The organism is Cellvibrio sp. (genome assembly GCF_046347455.1).
In the GTDB taxonomy this organism is placed as follows: Bacteria; Pseudomonadota; Gammaproteobacteria; order Pseudomonadales; family Cellvibrionaceae; genus Cellvibrio.
Map to the genome: position 1 here is coordinate 51,206 of NZ_JAXMGC010000004.1, position 17,114 is coordinate 68,319.

Sequence of the window (17,114 nt, forward strand, 5' to 3'; positions counted from 1 at the left end):
CCCCCTATCAGCCCGACAATAAAAGGCTCTCCTCCAACGCATAACCGGCGCAGTTAGCCGGTTATGCACTCCCGAGAACTAGTCGATTTTTAAAGCACCACTAACTTGAAGTTCAGCTAAGCCTGTCACGGCGCCTGCCGTAGGGCGAAGCGTAATGCGCACCCGTCGCCCTTGGGCAGATTCCGTCTCCAGCACGCGTGTTTGGCTGGAATCCTGGCCTTCAATCTGCTCTATCAACTTGCGCCATTTGCCCGTACGGTCTTCCACTTCCGCCACAAATCCGTAGGGCGCTGCCTGCGGGAAGCTCAGCTTAATGTTATGTACCTCTACCACCCGCTCAAGGTCTAAGGTAAGGCTCATCTGCTTGTCATTGGCATCGCTCGCCCAATAAGTATTGATGTTTCCATCATTCGCCATACGCGAACTATGGCTCGGCTTGCTGGAACTGGCGAAGGTCGGGTTATTCAGGCCAAACGTATTGTCACCTTCGCGTTCGCGAACAGGGTTAGTAAAGGCGACGTAAGGTCGATCGGCAGCGAGCGGCGTTGTCCCTTTTACAAAGCGCGGGCCATCCAAAGTGCGCACCACAGCCAAACCATCCTTCAGGCCGGATGACGTTGCCCGCAAGCGAGTTACTCCCGCTTGCCAGCTGCGCAAGGCGATAGCGGCTTCGCCATCGCGAATGGTGATATCGCTATCCGGCGCGAAGTCGATAGATCGACCTGTGGGAAATTCGCCGGGGCCGGACTCAATGGTCAAGTGCACCGGCGGACTGTTGCTCAGGCGCTGACCTTTGGCATCCACCACGCTAACAATGACTTGCACATCATCAGTGCCGTCGGCCTGTTTGATGGCGGGGGCACTGGTTTTAATACGCAGCGCCGCTGGCGTTCCCTCTACTGGCCATGCAGGAGGCGGTACTTGCGCATAGGCATTGCGATACCAGTAGTATTGGCGTTTAGGTAAGCGGAAGTAATCAATCATGCCCATACCGCCAAAGCGTTTACCGGCAATGGAACCGTGATCAAAGCCCGCCCAAATTGCCTCCCCTGAACGCCAAGGCAAGCGCCAGGAACCTTCTTTGCCGGGTTCAGCACCGGGTGTTTTGGCCAAATCATCCCAACCCGGCTCGTAAGTACCCGGCCTGTCGGTCATGGTGGAGCCATATTCCGCCACAAAATTGGGGATTCCCGGGTTCGGGAACAGGCTCGCGCCATCGCCGTTATAGCCCGCAATATCACCCAGCTTGTCGATCTCACCGCGCTGGGCGCCATTGATGGAGGCTGGGCGGGTAGGGTCGAGTTCGTGTGACAAAACCACCAGCTCTTTCAACAGGCGTTTCACTTCCGGCAAGGTTTCCTTGGCGGTAAAGAAGACTTCGTTATCCATACCCCAGGCAATAATTGATGGGCTGTTGCGGTTGATACGAATCATCTCAGCAAGCTGTTGCTTCACGCTCGCATCAAAAGCGGCGCGATCGGCGGCGGCAGTTGGGTAAGCCGAAGATCCCCAAGGGTTTTTGAAGGATGCGGTTCCCCAAAAAGGCGCTTCCGACAAGAACAGCACGCCGAGTTTGTCCGTCATCCGGGCAAAGTGCGGGTCGTGGGGATAGTGAGAGCCGCGGATAAAATCGAAGCCGGCGTCTTTTATCATTCGAATATCGCGCTCAATCGCGCGGTTAGTCACCGCATCACCCCAACCCGCCTGATCTTGATGCACATTGGCGCCGCGGAAATAGCGATGTGTGCCATTCAGGAAAAAGCCGCGATCAGCCGTCCACTCAAACCAGCGGAAGCCGAAATCAGTTTCGTACTGATCGCGCGTCTTACCGTCCACTTTCAAACTGGTCACCACCTTATAAAGCACCGGCGTTTCCGGGCTCCACAAATCCGGCCGCGCTATGGGCGCAGAAGTCTGCTGGGCAATGACCACCGCACCCGGTTCCACCACCACTTGCTGGTCCGGGAGGCTGACAACTTTGCTGCCTTGGGCATCGAGAATACGGGTTTGCACCAAGACTTCCGCTCGGCTGGCGCTGTCGTTGCGGACTTCCGTCTCAACCGCAACCTTGCCGGATTTGGCCGACAACTCCGGTGTAGTCACGCGCGTACCGGTCCAAGGCACGTGGATGGCATCGGAACTCACCAGCCACACATCGCGATAGATCCCGCCACTAAACACATGCTCGCCCGCACGCGGCGCCAAGGTGGCTTGCCATTCATTATTTACCTTCACAGCCACCAAGTTACGTCCGGGGCGTAGGGCACGGGTGATATCGACAGCAAAACCCGTATATCCGCCACGGTGATGCGCAAGTTCAATACCGTTCACATAGACGCGAGCATCTTGAAACGCGCCCTCAAATTCTAGTGAAAGACGACGATCAGCCTTTAACTCCGGCAACACAAAGGCTTTGCGATACCAACCATCACCCGTATAAAAAGCAGGGGCGCGAAAATAAGGAAGACTAAAACTATGGGGCAAGCCCACGGATTCCCACGATTCATCATTAAAATCGGGGGCTTCAGAGCCGTCACTTTTACCCAGTTTAAAGCGCCAGTCAGCATTGAAGTTTAAGGTTATTCGACCTTTCTGATCTAATGCTAAAGGTTTGGAGGGAAGGGTCGTATTGGCTTGCGCGCCGACAATAGCCGCTAAAGATACGAGTACACAAAGGGCCCAGCGTTTATAGACAGTCACTTTATAGACAATCATTGGGTGCTCCGTAATTTATTATATGTAAAAGACAATATATCATACAAAATAATCATTTCGCTATGAAGCGAAAGACTCGCTCTTGACGATTTCTATTAGATTCCGCATTCTCTCAGCTCACGCCCATAGCCTTGGGCTCACACTTAAACAAGGAATGTCTATGTCTATTGCCGATTGGCCCGCCGCCGAACGCCCCCGCGAAAAACTCCTCGAGCTTGGCCCCAAAGCCTTATCCGATGCCGAACTGCTCGCCATCTTCCTGCGCGTTGGCTGCGTGGGGAAATCTGCCGTCGATCTCGCCCGCGAACTCCTGCAGGAATACGGCGGTTTGCGCCCTTTACTAGAAGCAAGCCAAAGCGATTTTTGTAAGGGATTGGGTTTGGGCAGCGCCAAATACGCGCAGCTGCAGGCGGTGTTGGAAATGGGGCGGCGGCATTTGTCGGCCAGCATGAAAGAGGGCGACTTGCTTACCAGCCCCGACTTAGTCCGCAATTACCTGAGCGCGCAACTGAGGCACCAAGCGCAAGAGGTCTTCGCCGTCTTATTTCTAGACAATCAACACCGCCTCATTGCCTACGAAGAAATGTTTTTTGGAACCATAGATGGCGCATCAGTTTACCCACGCGAGGTGGTTAAAAAGGCACTCGCCAAGAATGCAGCCGCCGTCATACTCAGCCACAATCATCCATCGGGAATCGCCGAGCCCAGCCAAGCCGATCAACGAATAACTCGCCGCCTGCAAGATGCCTTACAACTGGTAGATGTACGCGTCATCGACCACATGGTTGTGGGCGATAAAGAGGTCATTTCCTTCGCCGAGCGCGGCCTATTGTAAAGATGGTCTATTTCGGCATCTTTTTTGGCTAAAAAATCAGCTAGTCATTGCTATTGGAAAGCTGTTTTGGTATAAAACGCGGCTCTTTGCGGCAGGGTTATTTTGAGCACTTTTATTCATGGTCTCAAAGTGAAGCGCCCCGCACAAATTTCCCTGTGAAGTTTGCCTGACTGACTCAAATTTCAGTCCGCGAATTTGAAAATAGGCTGCTTACAACAATGCTCTAAGCTGGTTGTTAGTCTGTGTTACGGCTCCCAGCGCCGCCAACTTAACGGCCGGCTTAGTGCGCTGATTTATTGAATGAGGCAATAGAATGTCCAGAGTATGTCAAGTTACTGGTAAGCGTCCAATTACCGGTCACAATGTATCTCACGCAAAAAACCACACCAAACGTCGTTTTTTGCCAAACCTTCACACTCACCGTTTCTGGGTAGAGGCTGAAAAGCGCTTTGTTAGCTTGCGCGTTTCTGCAAAAGGTATGCGCGTAATCGACAAGCGCGGTATCGATGCAGTATTGGCTGAAATCCGTGCAAACGGCGAAAAAGTTTAATTAGGAGCAGCGTCATGCGCGATAAAATTCGTCTTAACTCTAGCGCCGGTACTGGTCACTTCTACACCACTGACAAGAACAAGCGCACCATGCCAGAAAAAATGGAAATCAAAAAGTACGATCCAGTTGTGCGCAAGCACGTGGTCTACAAAGAAGGCAAAATCAAGTAATTGATTGCCCGATTTCCCAAAACCCGCTTCGGCGGGTTTTTTTATGCCTGATGATTTAGGTGCAAATAACCAGCAAGTCGCCCAACCTGATCTAAACTGGATGGTACGAATAAATATTAAAAGGAATAACTTGAATGAGTGAATTGCGCGGCCTAGATGCATGGATGAGAGCCCTGTCCGACCAGGATATGCCCACCTTGAATTCAGTAGTGAAGGATATTTGTGAGCTCAGTGATGACGATGAATGCCGCGCAGACGACCTCACCAAAATCATACTGCGCGATGCCAACCTTACGTCTAAAGTGCTAAAAATCGCCAACTCCATTCATTACAACCGCTCCTTCACCCCCATCAAGACCGTATCGCGCGGCATTGTTCAGCTGGGTTTCGACAACCTCAAAAACATCACACTGGCAAGCAGCCTTATCGACAGCTTCTTGCGTGGAAAACCCAAAGCCCTGTTAATAGAAAGCCTCGCCAAATCCTTTCATGCCGCTGTGCAAGCGCGCGCGCTCGTTCCTTACTTGAACGGGGAACACAAAGAACAGGTATTTATCGCTGCACTTTTACGCAATATCGGCGAACTTGCGCTCTTATCAACTGGTCGTGAAGCAGCAGAAAGATTCGTGACCCTTCGCAATGAGCACCCCGAAAACGAGGCTGCCATCTCGCGGGAATGTTTGGGTGTGGATATCAACCAGATTAACCGAGGGCTTATCAAAGAGTGGTCTTTGGGTGAGTTAGCACGTGAATCCTGCGAAGACACAGTTCGCCCTACGACCATGGCGAGCGCAGTCAACCTAGGCAATGAAATGAGTAAATACATCCACAAAGGTGTTAATTCGCCGGAAATGGAACGTATTTATCAACATATGGCGAAACTTTGCGGCATTACGGCCGCAGCCGCGAAAACACAAGTTGCGCAAATGGCAGAAGAAGCCGCCGTTGTCGCCAAGAGTTACGGCGTTGAGGTTCTGCTACAAGCTTTGCCGGACACCCAAGTAGCCGAAGAACTGGCGGAAGAATTACCTCCTCAACGTACCGGCTATGAGTTTCAACAGCACATCAACCAAATCCACAAAATCATGCTTGAAGGCGGAGACATATCCAAAATCATGCAGCTTTCGGTGGCAGCCCTGTACGAGGGCTCGGGGATTGCGCGGGTAATTATCTCCATGCTGGACTATAAATCCAAATCGCTGGATATACGCTACGTCGCAGGCAAGGGCACTAACCTCTGGCGGCAAACCGTAAAAATTGAACTGGATAAGTTACACAAGGGCGAGTTGTTGCACGAATTTCTGCGGGTTCAACAGGCAGTTTGGTACCAACCGTCACAAGGTGTAAAGCCATTAGGCGCCTTATCTGCCCTGGATCCAAAAAGCGACTTGATGATGGCTCCTCTTCGAATCGATAAGCGGTTAGTAGCAATTCTCTATGCCGATGGTGCCGATCACAAGCTATCTGCACGCCAGTTCGAAGACTTCCAGTTAATTGCTAATCAACTAAACCTGATTTTAAAAGTGAACGCGGCAAGCTGACCCGAACTTTTTTAAAAGCACGTCTTGAGCAAGGGGATACCAGAGGCTTTTGAGCTACTCCGGTTTCTGGCAAGCTATGCGCTGATGATTCCCTGAAGGGCACCTATGCCAGAACTACCCGAAGTCGAAACCACCCTGCGCGGTATAGCGCCCCATACAATCAACCGCAAAGTCAGCCGCGTGCTTATTCGCCAACCCAGCCTGCGTTGGCCTATTCCTAATGAACTGCCCGGTTTGATTGAAGGTAACAAACTGCGAAATATTAGCCGCCGCGGAAAGTACCTGCTGTTTGAGTTTGCGACCGGTCAGGCGCTTATCCATTTAGGGATGTCCGGCAGCCTTCGCATAGTGCCGGCCGACACACCACCCAACGCCCATGACCATTTCGATTGGGTTTTTGGCGATACCGCCTTGCGCTACCACGACCCGCGCCGCTTCGGCTGCTTGTTGTGGGTAGACGGCGAACCTAGCCAACACAAGTTATTGGCCAAGTTGGGACCCGAACCCTTAACTGACGAGTTCAACGCGGACTACCTGTTCCAGCGCAGTCGCAAGCGCACCCAAGCCGTAAAGCAATTCATCATGGACAGCCATATTGTGGTGGGGGTGGGCAATATTTACGCGAACGAATCCCTGTTTATGTCGCGCATTAAACCTATCCGCAAAGTGGGAACACTCACCCGCAAAAACTGCGAAGACTTGGTGCGCGATATTAAATTCGTCCTTGCACGTTCCATCGAACAAGGCGGGACAACACTGCGCGATTTTGTCGGCGGTGACGGCAAGCCGGGATATTTCAAACAACAGCTGTTGGTTTACGGGCGTGGGGGCGAACCTTGTACCGAATGCGGAAAAGGTTTGAAAGAAGTTCGCATGACGGATCGCACAACGGTTTACTGCGTGGACTGCCAGAAGTAAAAATCCACCTGCATAGCAGGTGGCTTTGATTAGCACCCTATAAGGGTGCTTGTCTTAAACCGTTACCTCTAACCGCAGCTGGCGCTCATCTTCCTCTCTCGCCTGCTTATCTTGATAACGTACGTATCTCCGAATCACCTCTTCATTCGCGCCAACTGAATCTACAAAATAGCCACGCTGCCAGAAATGATTTCCCCACATTTTATTCTTTCTTAAATACGGAAATTTATTGAACAGTCTTATCGCTGTTCTTCCTTTCAATGTCCCCATTAGCTACGAAACACTTATGATGGGCGGCGTCCTTACCACCAAATGCACATGATCTATCTGCACATTTAGCTCAACTACTTTGCAATTCTTCATCCCACAAAACACATAAATACTTCGATACAACTCTTTTCCTATATTTCCCGTCAATATCTTGAACCTATACTTCGGCGTCCAAACAATGTGATACTGACATCGATAGAATACGTGTGAAGCGGATTCATATCTGCTCATGCTTTTTACTCCTGATCATTTGCTGGTAACAAACGATTGAGTATCTAGCATGGGCACTTTTCAGGCATAGCCCCGAGTAGCTGATCACCACCTCCATAGGAGGTGGTTTTAGAATGGCAATAAAAAAGCCCTGCACAGCAGGGCTTTTTCTCTTCGTCATCTTAAAGCGATGCCAATTTTTATTCGGCAGGAACCAAGCCCAAGTTTTTAACAATTTGCGCCGTCGGCTCCGTTTGGTTCATGGTGTAGAAATGCAAACCAGGTGCTTCATTCTCCAAGAGAACATCGCACAACTCGGTGACCAAATCCACGCCGAAAGCTTTCAAGCTCTCTTCATCATCCGCGTAATTTTCCAACGCCTTGCGCAACCAACGCGGAATTTCTGCGCCGCAGCTGTCTGAAAAGCGCGTGAGGTTGCGGTAATTGATGATGGGCATAATGCCGGGGTAAATCGGTTGCGTAATTCCGGCTTTATGGGTTTGCTCCATAAAGTAGAAATAAGAGTCCGGGTTAAAGAAATACTGCGTGATGGCGCTGTCTGCACCTGCATCAAACTTGCCTTTTAAATAACGAACATCTTCCGAGTAGCTTTTCGCTTGGGGATGAATCTCCGGGTAAGCGGCCACTTCCAATTTGAAGGTGTGACCAAAGTGCTGGCGAATAAACGCAACCAACTCGTTGGCGTACACCAACTGTTGTTGACCACCCATGCCGGACGGCACATCGCCACGCAAAGCCACAATACGATCCACACCGAAAAATTTGTATTCGTTTAACAAACGCAAAATCGTTTCGTGATCGTCGTTACCAAACGACAAATGCGGTGCAATGCTAATACCGTCGTTTTTAAATTGCGTGACCACGCCTTTGGTGTTGTCGCGCGTCGAGCCGCCCGCACCATAGGTCACCGAAAAAAAGTCAGGCTCAAATTCGTTGAGCTGATCGCGCACTTTGATGAGTTTTTCTTTTCCTTCCGGCGTTTTAGGCGGAAAGAATTCAAAACTTAAACGCGGCTGTGAGTCGGTCATTTTTTCTTCTCGATAGAGTCACTTCGGCTTCGCGTTTTTCAAAAACGAAGCCGAAGTGATCAAAGTTAACATTAATACTTATAAGACTCTGGTTTGAACGGCCCATCAACAGGATAACCAATATATTCTGCTTGCTGCGCAGTTAATTTGGTAATCACACCACCAAAACCTTCCACCATATCTTTCGCTACTTCTTCATCCAGCTTCTTCGGCAACACACGAACATACAAGTGTTCTGCTTTTTGCTCCGCAGGAAGATCCGCAAATTTGCGTTCGTACAAATACATTTGCGCAAGAACTTGGTTAGCGAAAGAACCATCCATAATGCGTGATGGGTGACCTGTCGCGTTACCGAGGTTTACCAAGCGACCTTCCGACAAAATAATCAAATGATCGTTAGTTGCTTTATCGCGATACACTTTATGTACTTGTGGTTTAACTTCTTCCCACTCCCAATTTTTGCGCATAAAGGCTGTATCGATTTCGCTATCGAAGTGACCGATGTTACACACCACTGCGCTGCGTTTTAACGCACGCAACATGGCAGAGTCACACACATTTACGTTGCCAGTTGTTGTCACCACCAAATCGGTTGTACCGAGTACCGCATGATTAATGTCTTCGTATTTGCCGGTGTTAATACCGTCGTTGTAAGGAGACACAACCTCAAAACCGTCCATGCACGCTTGCATTGCACAAATCGGATCAATCTCGGTGACCTTAACAATCATACCTTCTTGACGCAAAGATGCGGCAGAACCCTTACCTACATCGCCATAACCGATTACCAATGCCTTCTTACCCATCAACAAATGGTCTGTACCGCGCTTGATTGCGTCACTCAAACTATGACGGCAACCGTATTTGTTGTCGTTTTTACTTTTTGTCACTGCGTCATTTACGTTGATAGCAGGAACTTTCAAGGTGCCTTTTTTCAACATATCTAGCAAACGGTGAACACCCGTTGTGGTTTCTTCAGAGATACCATGGATTTTGTCCAACATCTGCGGATATTTTTCGTGAACGATTTGGGTTACGTCGCCGCCGTCATCCAGAATCATATTGGCATCCCACGGTTTGCCATCTTTCAAAATAGTTTGCTCGATGCACCACCAGAATTCTTCTTCAGTTTCGCCTTTCCACGCGAATACTGGAATATTCGCAGCAGCAATCGCAGCAGCAGCATGATCTTGTGTTGAGAAAATATTGCACGATGACCAACGCACTTCCGCGCCCAATTCAACCAAAGTTTCAATCAACACGGCGGTTTGAATGGTCATGTGAATACAGCCGATAATTTTTGCATCAGCTAAAGGCTTTGAATTTTTGTATTTACGACGCAGCGCCATCAATGCTGGCATTTCGCCTTCGGCGATTTCAATTTCTTTACGGCCCCAAGTGGCGAGGGACATGTCAGCAACTTTGTAGTCGGTGAAGCTCATGGTTTATTTCCTAAAATGAATTTGGTTTTTACCCCTCTCCCTAACCCTCTCCCAAAAGGGGAGAGGGAACTGTTCATCGCAAGATCTATAGCACTCGCTACGAAGTTTGGCTCCCCTCTCCCCTTGTGGGAGAGGGGCGGGGGAGAGGGGTGAATTAAAAAAATTAAAGCGCTTTCTTCAATGCATCTGCTTTGTCAGTTTTTTCCCAGGTAAAATCAGGTAACTCTCTACCGAAATGACCATATGCAGCAGTTTGACGATAAATCGGACGCTTGAGATCCAACATTTCAATCAAACCACGTGGGCGCAAATCAAAATGCTCGCGCACGAGTTTTACAATTTCCGTATCAGGCAGCTTGCCAGTGCCAAACGCGTTAACAGAAATTGATGTGGGTTCAGCAACACCAATGGCATAACTCACTTGAATTTCCAAACGATCTGCAATACCTGCGGCTACTAAATTTTTTGCAACATAACGGCCAGCGTATGCCGCAGAGCGGTCAACTTTTGATGGATCTTTACCAGAGAATGCACCGCCACCGTGACGCGCCATGCCGCCATAGGAATCCACAATAATTTTACGGCCGGTCAAACCACAATCACCGACGGGGCCGCCGATAATAAATTGGCCCGTTGGGTTTATGTGGTACTGCGTACCCGCGTGCAACCATTCTGCTGGCAACACTTGGTTGATAATTAATTCACGCACTGCTTCGTGAATTTCTTTTTGTGTTACGTCTGGGCTGTGTTGGGTGGACAAAACAACCGCATCAACTGCAACAGGCTTTCCATTTTCGTAACGCAAAGTCACTTGGCTTTTTGCATCTGGACGCAACCAAGGCAAGGTTCCGTTTTTACGCAATTGCGCTTGTTTTTCTACCAAGCGATGCGAATAGAAAATAGGTGCTGGCATTAATACCGATGTTTCATTAGTGGCGTAACCGAACATTAAACCTTGGTCACCTGCACCGAGATCTTTGTTGTTCGCTTCGTCAACGCCCATAGCGATATCGGCAGATTGTTTGCCGATTGCATTTAATACAGCACAGCTCGCGCCATCAAAACCAACATCGCTTGAGTTGTAGCCGATATCCAGAATGACTTGGCGAATTAAATCTTCTAAATCAACATAGGTTGATGTACGCACTTCACCAGCGACGATTGCCATACCAGTTTTAACAAGGGTTTCTACGGCCACGCGCGCATTAGGATCATCTTTAATGATGGCATCGAGAACGGCATCAGAAATCTGATCTGCCATTTTGTCGGGATGGCCTTCGGATACGGATTCGGAGGTGAAGACTGAATATTCGGACATGTTGGTTTCCTGTTTTAATGCAAATAAAAATAACGTTTAACTCAGCCGGGATTCGTTTAAAAAGGGAATCGTCATCCTCGCGAAGCGGGGATCCACCGGGCTGGCGACCCAACTTTTGCTTTTAATCTCAACTTACTTAATTTAAATTTTTAGGAGCTGGATCCCCGCTTCGCGAGGATGGCGACTCCAATATAAACCACCTAATTACTTAACACCGACGCACGCGACTTAAAAGATGGTTTCTCAACAACTAGAAATTTGCCGGTTTAAAAAATTGTCTTAACTGAATTTGAAATCCATTGCGCAGTGCAAAGTAAACGCTTTGGCCTTCGTTTAATTTTGCGGCGGCGGCCCAGCGTGAAAAATCCTGGGGCTCGAAGCCTTGCCACAAATCGCCGCAGGCTTCTCTTGCCCAAGCTTGTTCGTGGCGACACAAATCGCAAATCAAAAGTGCACCGCCCGGTGCGAGTGCTTTGCTTAAATCTTGGAAAATATCTGCAGGCGATGGTGTATGGTGCAATACCATGTTGACGATTATGCAATCGGCCAGCACTTTTTTCTCGGCCAGCACATGCGTATCGCCGTGAATAAATTCCATACTGCGCAAATTGTGTTTCTGTGAAAATTCTTTCGACTTCTGCAACATCTCTGCGGAGCTATCGAGCGCAACAACTTGCGAAAATTTTTGCGCAAGCATCGGTAAAAATTCGCCTTCACCGGGGCCAACTTCCAACGCAAGCGTCCAGTTGCGCAAGGGTGTATTGTTGAGCAATTGCGTCATGTGCTCTGCATATACGGGATAGCTGGCAATTAGATCTTGCTGCTCGCGAAATTTATGCGCGTTTTCCGCAAAAAAATGTTGCGACGCCAAGCTGCGTTCTTGCTCAAGTTCGCGCAATTGCACCTGCACGGACTCGGCGATGGGCAATTGATCGATACTGGCAAAGAGCGCTTGCTGCAAACTGGCGAGCGGACTATCGGGCACTAAATAAGACCGACGATAAAAAATGCTGTTGCCTTCGCGACGCGTACTGAGCAAGCCTGCGCTGGTGAGTACCTTCAGGTGGTGGCTCATCCCCGATTGCTTGGCGTTAAAAATGCGGCACAGCTCCAACACGCCAAACGAATCCTGCGCAAGCACACGCAAAATTTCTAAACGGAAACCGTCGCCGGCAGCCTTAAGCAAGTTGGGGAGCGACTGGGCATCCACCGTTGGCAGTGAGGCTGGCTCAACGATATCCGTTAAAATCGGCGGTGCCTCCACTACCGGCAGGACTACCACTTCGTGCAACGAGGGTACATCTGCAGCGTCAACTAATGCCGGAGCCACCACCCTTGGCTCAGAAAGCTCAGGTAGTTCTGCGTCATGCACTTGCTCGGTAAGCACAGGCAGGTCGAGATGGTCTTGATCGAGTAGCTCATTCATAGTGGTGCAGTCTAGCAGGCCAAAAAACCTATATCAAAATATTTTGATATAGGTTTTGAGTTTTCTTATCGCGATAGAGGTGGATGGGTTTATGAATGCTTTTGGAATTGACCTTATAGTCCACATAACTATATTATGCGTGCCAGTTTGGATACTGATTTTCGTCGGACTTAGCTTTACCCCTGAGTCCAGCTGAGCGAGAATGTGCGGCCCCGTTTGCCAGTCATGTGGCTACAGGGTTGTCTTCCTGCTCCTCGGTTATAGGGCGCGCCGTTCCTCACGATAATGAGCTGGCGATCTTATGAGCAGCAAGCGCAAAGCGTTCTGCAAAAGAGCATAGCGCTCTGAAAATGGAACATTCCAACGATATCAGCTGCACCGCGCCTTCTACTTTGTAGGCATGAGTGACGAAAAGATCCGCCAGAGATCGCTTTAACCGCTAATCAATCAACTTTGAAATGCTAGCTTTTGCTAAATAACCTAGGAGCTTCTTACGATGCCTTCCCGTAAACACTTGGCTGATGCCATTCGCGTTCTTTCAATGGACGCTGTTCAAAAAGCTAACTCTGGTCACCCAGGCGCACCTATGGGCATGGCCGATATCGCAGAAGTTCTGTGGAACGACTTTTTAAAGCACAACCCAACTAACCCTAACTGGGCTGACCGCGACCGTTTCGTATTGTCTAACGGCCACGGCTCTATGTTGATTTATTCCTTGTTGCATCTTTCTGGCTACGATTTGCCAATGGAAGAGCTCAAAAAATTCCGCCAATTGCACTCTAAAACCCCTGGTCACCCAGAGCGTGGTTACACCGTAGGCGTTGAAACCACTACCGGTCCTTTGGGCCAAGGTATCGCTAACGGCGTGGGTATGGCATTGGCTGAGAAAATTCTCGCCGCGCAATTCAACCGCGAAGGCCACACTGTTGTTGATCACCATACCTACGTTTTCCTAGGCGATGGCTGCATGATGGAAGGCGTTAGCCACGAAGCTTGCTCTTTAGCCGGTACTTTGGGCTTGGGCAAATTGATTGCGTTCTATGATGACAACGGCATTTCTATCGATGGCCACGTAGAAGGCTGGTTTACCGATGACACCGCCAAACGCTTTGAAGCTTACGGCTGGCATGTAATCCGTGCTGTTGATGGCCACAATGCTGACGCGATTAAAGCGGCTATCCAAGAAGCTCAATCTGTTACTGCAAGACCGACGTTGATTATCACCAAAACCATCATTGGTTTCGGTTCACCCAACAAACAAGCATCGCACGACTGCCACGGCTCACCACTGGGCTTGGAAGAAGTGGCTTTGGTTCGTAAAACCCTGGGTTGGGAATACGAGCCTTTTGTTCTCCCTGCTGATGTTTATGCTGGCTGGGACGCAAAAGCCAAAGGCGCAGCTGCTGAGAAATCATGGGAAGAAAAGTTTGCTGCCTATAAGGCTGCTTACCCAGAACTCGCTGCGGAATTTGAACGTCGTGTTATCAAGGGCGACTTGCCCGCTGACTTCGCTGCGAAAGCCGAAGCCTTCATTCAAGAAAGCCAAGCAAAAGGCGAGAAAATCGCTAGCCGTAAAGCCTCTCAAAACGCTATCGCTCTGTTTGCAGAAGTATTGCCAGAATTGTTAGGTGGCTCTGCTGACCTCGCGGGCTCTAACCTCACCTTGGTTAAAGCGTCTAAAGGTGTTGAAGCAGCAGACGCCAGCGGTAACTACGTGTACTACGGCGTACGTGAATTCGGCATGAGCGCCATCATGAACGGTGTTTCTGCCCACGGTGGTTTCATCCCTTACGGCGCAACCTTCCTCATGTTCCAACAATACGCCGCTAACGCTGTGCGCATGTCAGCATTGATGAAGCTTCAAAACATCTTCGTTTACACCCACGACTCTATCGGTCAAGGTGAAGACGGCCCAACTCACCAGCCAATCGAAGTTTTGGCGACCTTGCGCATGACACCAAACATGGACACATGGCGCACTGCAGACGCGACTGAAACTGCCGTGTCTTGGAAAGCGGCTGTTGAGCGTAAAACTGGCCCAACCTCATTGGTATTCAGCCGTCAAAACCTCGATGCATTTGCCCGTACTCCGGAGCAAGTGGCTAACATCGCCAAAGGTGGTTACGTGTTGGTTGACTCACAAGGCGAACCAGATGCAATCCTGATCGCTACCGGTTCTGAAGTTGGCGTAACCGTAAAGGCAGCAGAAGCCTTGAAAGCCAAAGGCAAAAATGTTCGCGTTGTGTCTATGCCTTCAACCTCTGTGTTTGATCGCCAAGACGCTGCTTACAAAGAATCTGTATTGCCAAGCAATGTTAGCGCGCGTGTTGCCGTTGAAACCGCCGCTGCCGACTACTGGTACAAATACGTGGGCTTCGATGGCCGCGTAGTAGGCATGACTACTTTCGGTGAATCAGCTCCCGGCCCAGCGCTGCTCGAATACTTCGGCTTCACCGTCGATAACATCGTCAGCACTGTAGAAGAATTGCTGGAAGACTAGAGCACTAAAAACACCCGACGCAAGTCGGGTGTTTTGTTTTTGGGTAGCGCAAAGCGCGGACAAAGGAGCCAATACATGACCGCCTTACACAACCTCGTCATTTCTTACAACGAAGGCGGGGAGGATCTGACCCAGGTTGTGATTAACCTACCTCCTCACGGTGGTGACAGTTTTTTATCCTTGGGGCGAGAACAAGATCTGGTACTCCCAAATGGCGAAGTTGTTCAAATTTACGCTGAGTTAAATCCCACTGCGCAACCCGCCGACATATTGCTCTCTATTATCCAGGATGGCCGCTCATTGGATGTTCGCTGCGGTGCAGGCATTATTGTCAGTTACCAAACCACCGCAGGATTTGAATTTCTCGCCCAAATTGGAACAGGCGCATGGGAATAAAACTCCCCTAAGGGCCCCACCAATTGTGTAAACTTCGTATTTTTAAAATCGTCACATAGGCTTACCCAGCCATCTTTAAAAAAGGCAAAAACCATGACCGTAAAACTAATGAAAGACCAAGACCTCGCCGGCAAACGCGTGCTGATTCGTCAGGATTTAAACGTACCGCTGGAAGATGGCCGCATCACCTCAGCTGTACGTATTGACGCCTCCATTCCAACGATTAAAGCCGCACTTGCTGCTGGCGCAAAAGTGATGGTGATGTCGCATTTAGGTCGCCCAGACGAAGGCGTTTACGAAGAAGCCTCTTCACTCGCACCTGTTGCAAAATATTTAAGTGAAAAACTTGGCCGCAATGTTCCGCTGGTAAAAGATTGGGTTGATGGCTTCGCTGACCAAGGCGATTTAGTTCTCTTGGAAAACGTTCGCTTCAACGTGGGCGAAGGCAAAAACTCAGACGAACTTTCCAAAAAAATGGCCGCACTCTGCGACGTATTTGTAATGGACGCTTTCGGCACCGCGCACCGCGCACAAGCATCCACTCACGGCGTTGCGAAGTTCGCACCTATCGCTTGCGCAGGTCCGTTGCTTGCAGCAGAGTTGGAAGCATTGGCAAAAGTACTCGATAAACCCGCACGCCCATTGGTTGCAATCGTTGGCGGTTCAAAAGTTTCCACCAAATTGAGCGTGTTAGATGCTCTCTCAAAAATCGCCGACATTCTTGTTGTAGGCGGCGGCATTTCAAATACCTTCGTAGCAGCAGCGGGCAACCAAGTTGGCAACTCACTCTACGAAAAAGATTTAATTCCTGAAGCACAACGCCTGTGCAAAACCACCGAAGTGGTTTACGCCACCGACGTACGCGTTACCAAAGAAGGTTTCAAACAGTGGAACCACAACTCTGTAGCTGTTGCGAAAAAAGCGAATGAAATTCAAGCCGACGAAGAAATCATCGACTACGGCCCGGAAACCGCAGCACGCGTTGCAGACATCATCAAAAACGCCAAAACCGTTTTGTGGAACGGCCCATGCGGTGTGTTTGAATTTGATGCTTTCGCACAGGGCACCGAAACCATCTCCCGCGCAATCGCAGAGAGCGATGCATTTTCTGTAGCAGGCGGCGGCGATACTTTGGCAGCCATCGACAAGTGGAATTTGGCTGACAAAATTTCTTACGTCTCTACCGGCGGCGGCGCGTTCCTTGAATTCGTGGAAGGCAAAAAATTACCAGCCGTTGCGATTTTGGAAGAGCGTGCGAAGAACTAATTAGATTTTATTCAATTACTTCGGAAGCCCGCATTCAGAAATGGATGCGGGCTTTTTACTATGAGATGTTTGTTAGGATATGACTGAATTCACCGCCTGCAAGCTTGCCTATATTATTGACGGACAATTACTCGTCTATCTTCGCGATGACTTCGCACATATTCCTTTTCCCAATATGTGGGATTTCCCCGGCGGTATGCGCGAGGGTGACGAAACACCTGAACAGTGTGTGTTGCGCGAATTAGAGGAAGAATTTTCCATAAAGCTCGACGAGCCGCGTTTGATTTACAAAAAAGTTGGTGTGAACTTTAACAACACGGGCAATTCGTATTTTTTTGTTGCCCATGGCAAACAAGAAGAAATTGATGCCATTGTATTTAGCGAGGAAGGTCAGCATTGGCAATTGATGGACATTGAGGAATTTCTTGGGCATCCTCAAGCTATTGATAGATTAAAGAAACGATTTGAAGATTTTCTCCTTACGAAACTAACACCGCGTTGTTAAATC

Annotated in this window: 14 protein-coding genes and 1 pseudogene; 9 read left to right on the top strand and 6 right to left on the bottom strand. The window is 49.4% G+C overall.

Going from position 1 to position 17,114, the window contains the following annotated elements; genetic code table 11:
- Positions 1-78 precede the first annotated feature (78 nt).
- Positions 79-2,715, bottom strand: coding sequence for a glycoside hydrolase family 2 TIM barrel-domain containing protein (locus U1F02_RS08675; RefSeq protein WP_409989989.1), 2,637 nt, complete (start codon positions 2,713-2,715; stop codon positions 79-81).
- A 160-nt stretch (positions 2,716-2,875) separates the two neighbouring features.
- Here U1F02_RS08675 and radC point away from each other — a divergent pair, with 160 nt between their 5' ends.
- The 5 genes from radC to mutM all read left to right on the top strand — a co-directional run bounded on the left by radC (position 2,876) and on the right by mutM (position 6,729).
- On the top strand, positions 2,876-3,550 hold the full coding sequence (gene radC / locus U1F02_RS08680; RefSeq protein WP_409989990.1) for a RadC family protein: 675 nt from the start codon (positions 2,876-2,878) through the stop codon (positions 3,548-3,550).
- Between the two features lie 313 nt (positions 3,551-3,863).
- On the top strand, positions 3,864-4,100 hold the full coding sequence (rpmB, locus tag U1F02_RS08685) for a 50S ribosomal protein L28 (protein WP_409989991.1): 237 nt from the start codon (positions 3,864-3,866) through the stop codon (positions 4,098-4,100).
- 14 nt (positions 4,101-4,114) lie between these two features.
- A complete protein-coding gene (gene rpmG, locus U1F02_RS08690) occupies positions 4,115-4,270 on the top strand; it encodes a 50S ribosomal protein L33 (protein WP_189420547.1) in 156 nt (51 codons plus the stop codon).
- Between the two features lie 134 nt (positions 4,271-4,404).
- Entirely contained in the window at positions 4,405-5,811 is a 1,407-nt protein-coding gene (locus U1F02_RS08695) for an HDOD domain-containing protein (RefSeq protein WP_409989992.1), read from the top strand.
- Between the two features lie 105 nt (positions 5,812-5,916).
- Positions 5,917-6,729, top strand: coding sequence for a bifunctional DNA-formamidopyrimidine glycosylase/DNA-(apurinic or apyrimidinic site) lyase (mutM, locus tag U1F02_RS08700; protein WP_409989993.1), 813 nt, complete (start codon positions 5,917-5,919; stop codon positions 6,727-6,729).
- 54 nt (positions 6,730-6,783) lie between these two features.
- On the opposite strand, the pseudogene tnpA reads toward mutM, so the two are convergent.
- The 5 genes and pseudogenes from tnpA to U1F02_RS08725 form a co-directional block, all read right to left on the bottom strand.
- Positions 6,784-7,230, bottom strand: a pseudogene (gene tnpA, locus U1F02_RS08705) (IS200/IS605 family transposase).
- Between the two features lie 179 nt (positions 7,231-7,409).
- Positions 7,410-8,258, bottom strand: a complete 849-nt coding sequence (metF, locus tag U1F02_RS08710; protein WP_409989994.1) for a methylenetetrahydrofolate reductase [NAD(P)H] — start codon at positions 8,256-8,258, stop codon at positions 7,410-7,412.
- Between the two features lie 71 nt (positions 8,259-8,329).
- Positions 8,330-9,700, bottom strand: coding sequence for an adenosylhomocysteinase (ahcY, locus tag U1F02_RS08715; protein ID WP_409989995.1), 1,371 nt, complete (start codon positions 9,698-9,700; stop codon positions 8,330-8,332).
- Between the two features lie 163 nt (positions 9,701-9,863).
- Positions 9,864-11,018 (bottom strand): methionine adenosyltransferase, encoded by a 1,155-nt coding sequence (metK, locus tag U1F02_RS08720; RefSeq protein WP_409989996.1) that lies wholly within the window; start codon positions 11,016-11,018, stop codon positions 9,864-9,866.
- Between the two features lie 250 nt (positions 11,019-11,268).
- Entirely contained in the window at positions 11,269-12,444 is a 1,176-nt protein-coding gene (locus U1F02_RS08725) for a metalloregulator ArsR/SmtB family transcription factor (RefSeq protein WP_409989997.1), read from the bottom strand.
- A gap of 496 nt (positions 12,445-12,940) precedes the next feature.
- Between U1F02_RS08725 and tkt the strand changes: the two genes are divergently transcribed.
- The 4 genes from tkt (at position 12,941) to U1F02_RS08745 (ending at position 17,111) form a co-directional block, all read left to right on the top strand.
- Complete coding sequence (gene tkt / locus U1F02_RS08730; protein WP_409989998.1) at positions 12,941-14,944, top strand: transketolase; 2,004 nt, start codon at positions 12,941-12,943, stop codon at positions 14,942-14,944.
- Between the two features lie 75 nt (positions 14,945-15,019).
- Positions 15,020-15,340, top strand: a complete 321-nt coding sequence (locus U1F02_RS08735; protein ID WP_409989999.1) for a hypothetical protein — start codon at positions 15,020-15,022, stop codon at positions 15,338-15,340.
- 93 nt (positions 15,341-15,433) lie between these two features.
- A complete protein-coding gene (locus U1F02_RS08740) occupies positions 15,434-16,606 on the top strand; it encodes a phosphoglycerate kinase (RefSeq protein WP_409990000.1) in 1,173 nt (390 codons plus the stop codon).
- 79 nt (positions 16,607-16,685) lie between these two features.
- Positions 16,686-17,111, top strand: coding sequence for an NUDIX hydrolase (locus U1F02_RS08745; protein ID WP_409990001.1), 426 nt, complete (start codon positions 16,686-16,688; stop codon positions 17,109-17,111).
- Positions 17,112-17,114 lie beyond the last annotated feature (3 nt).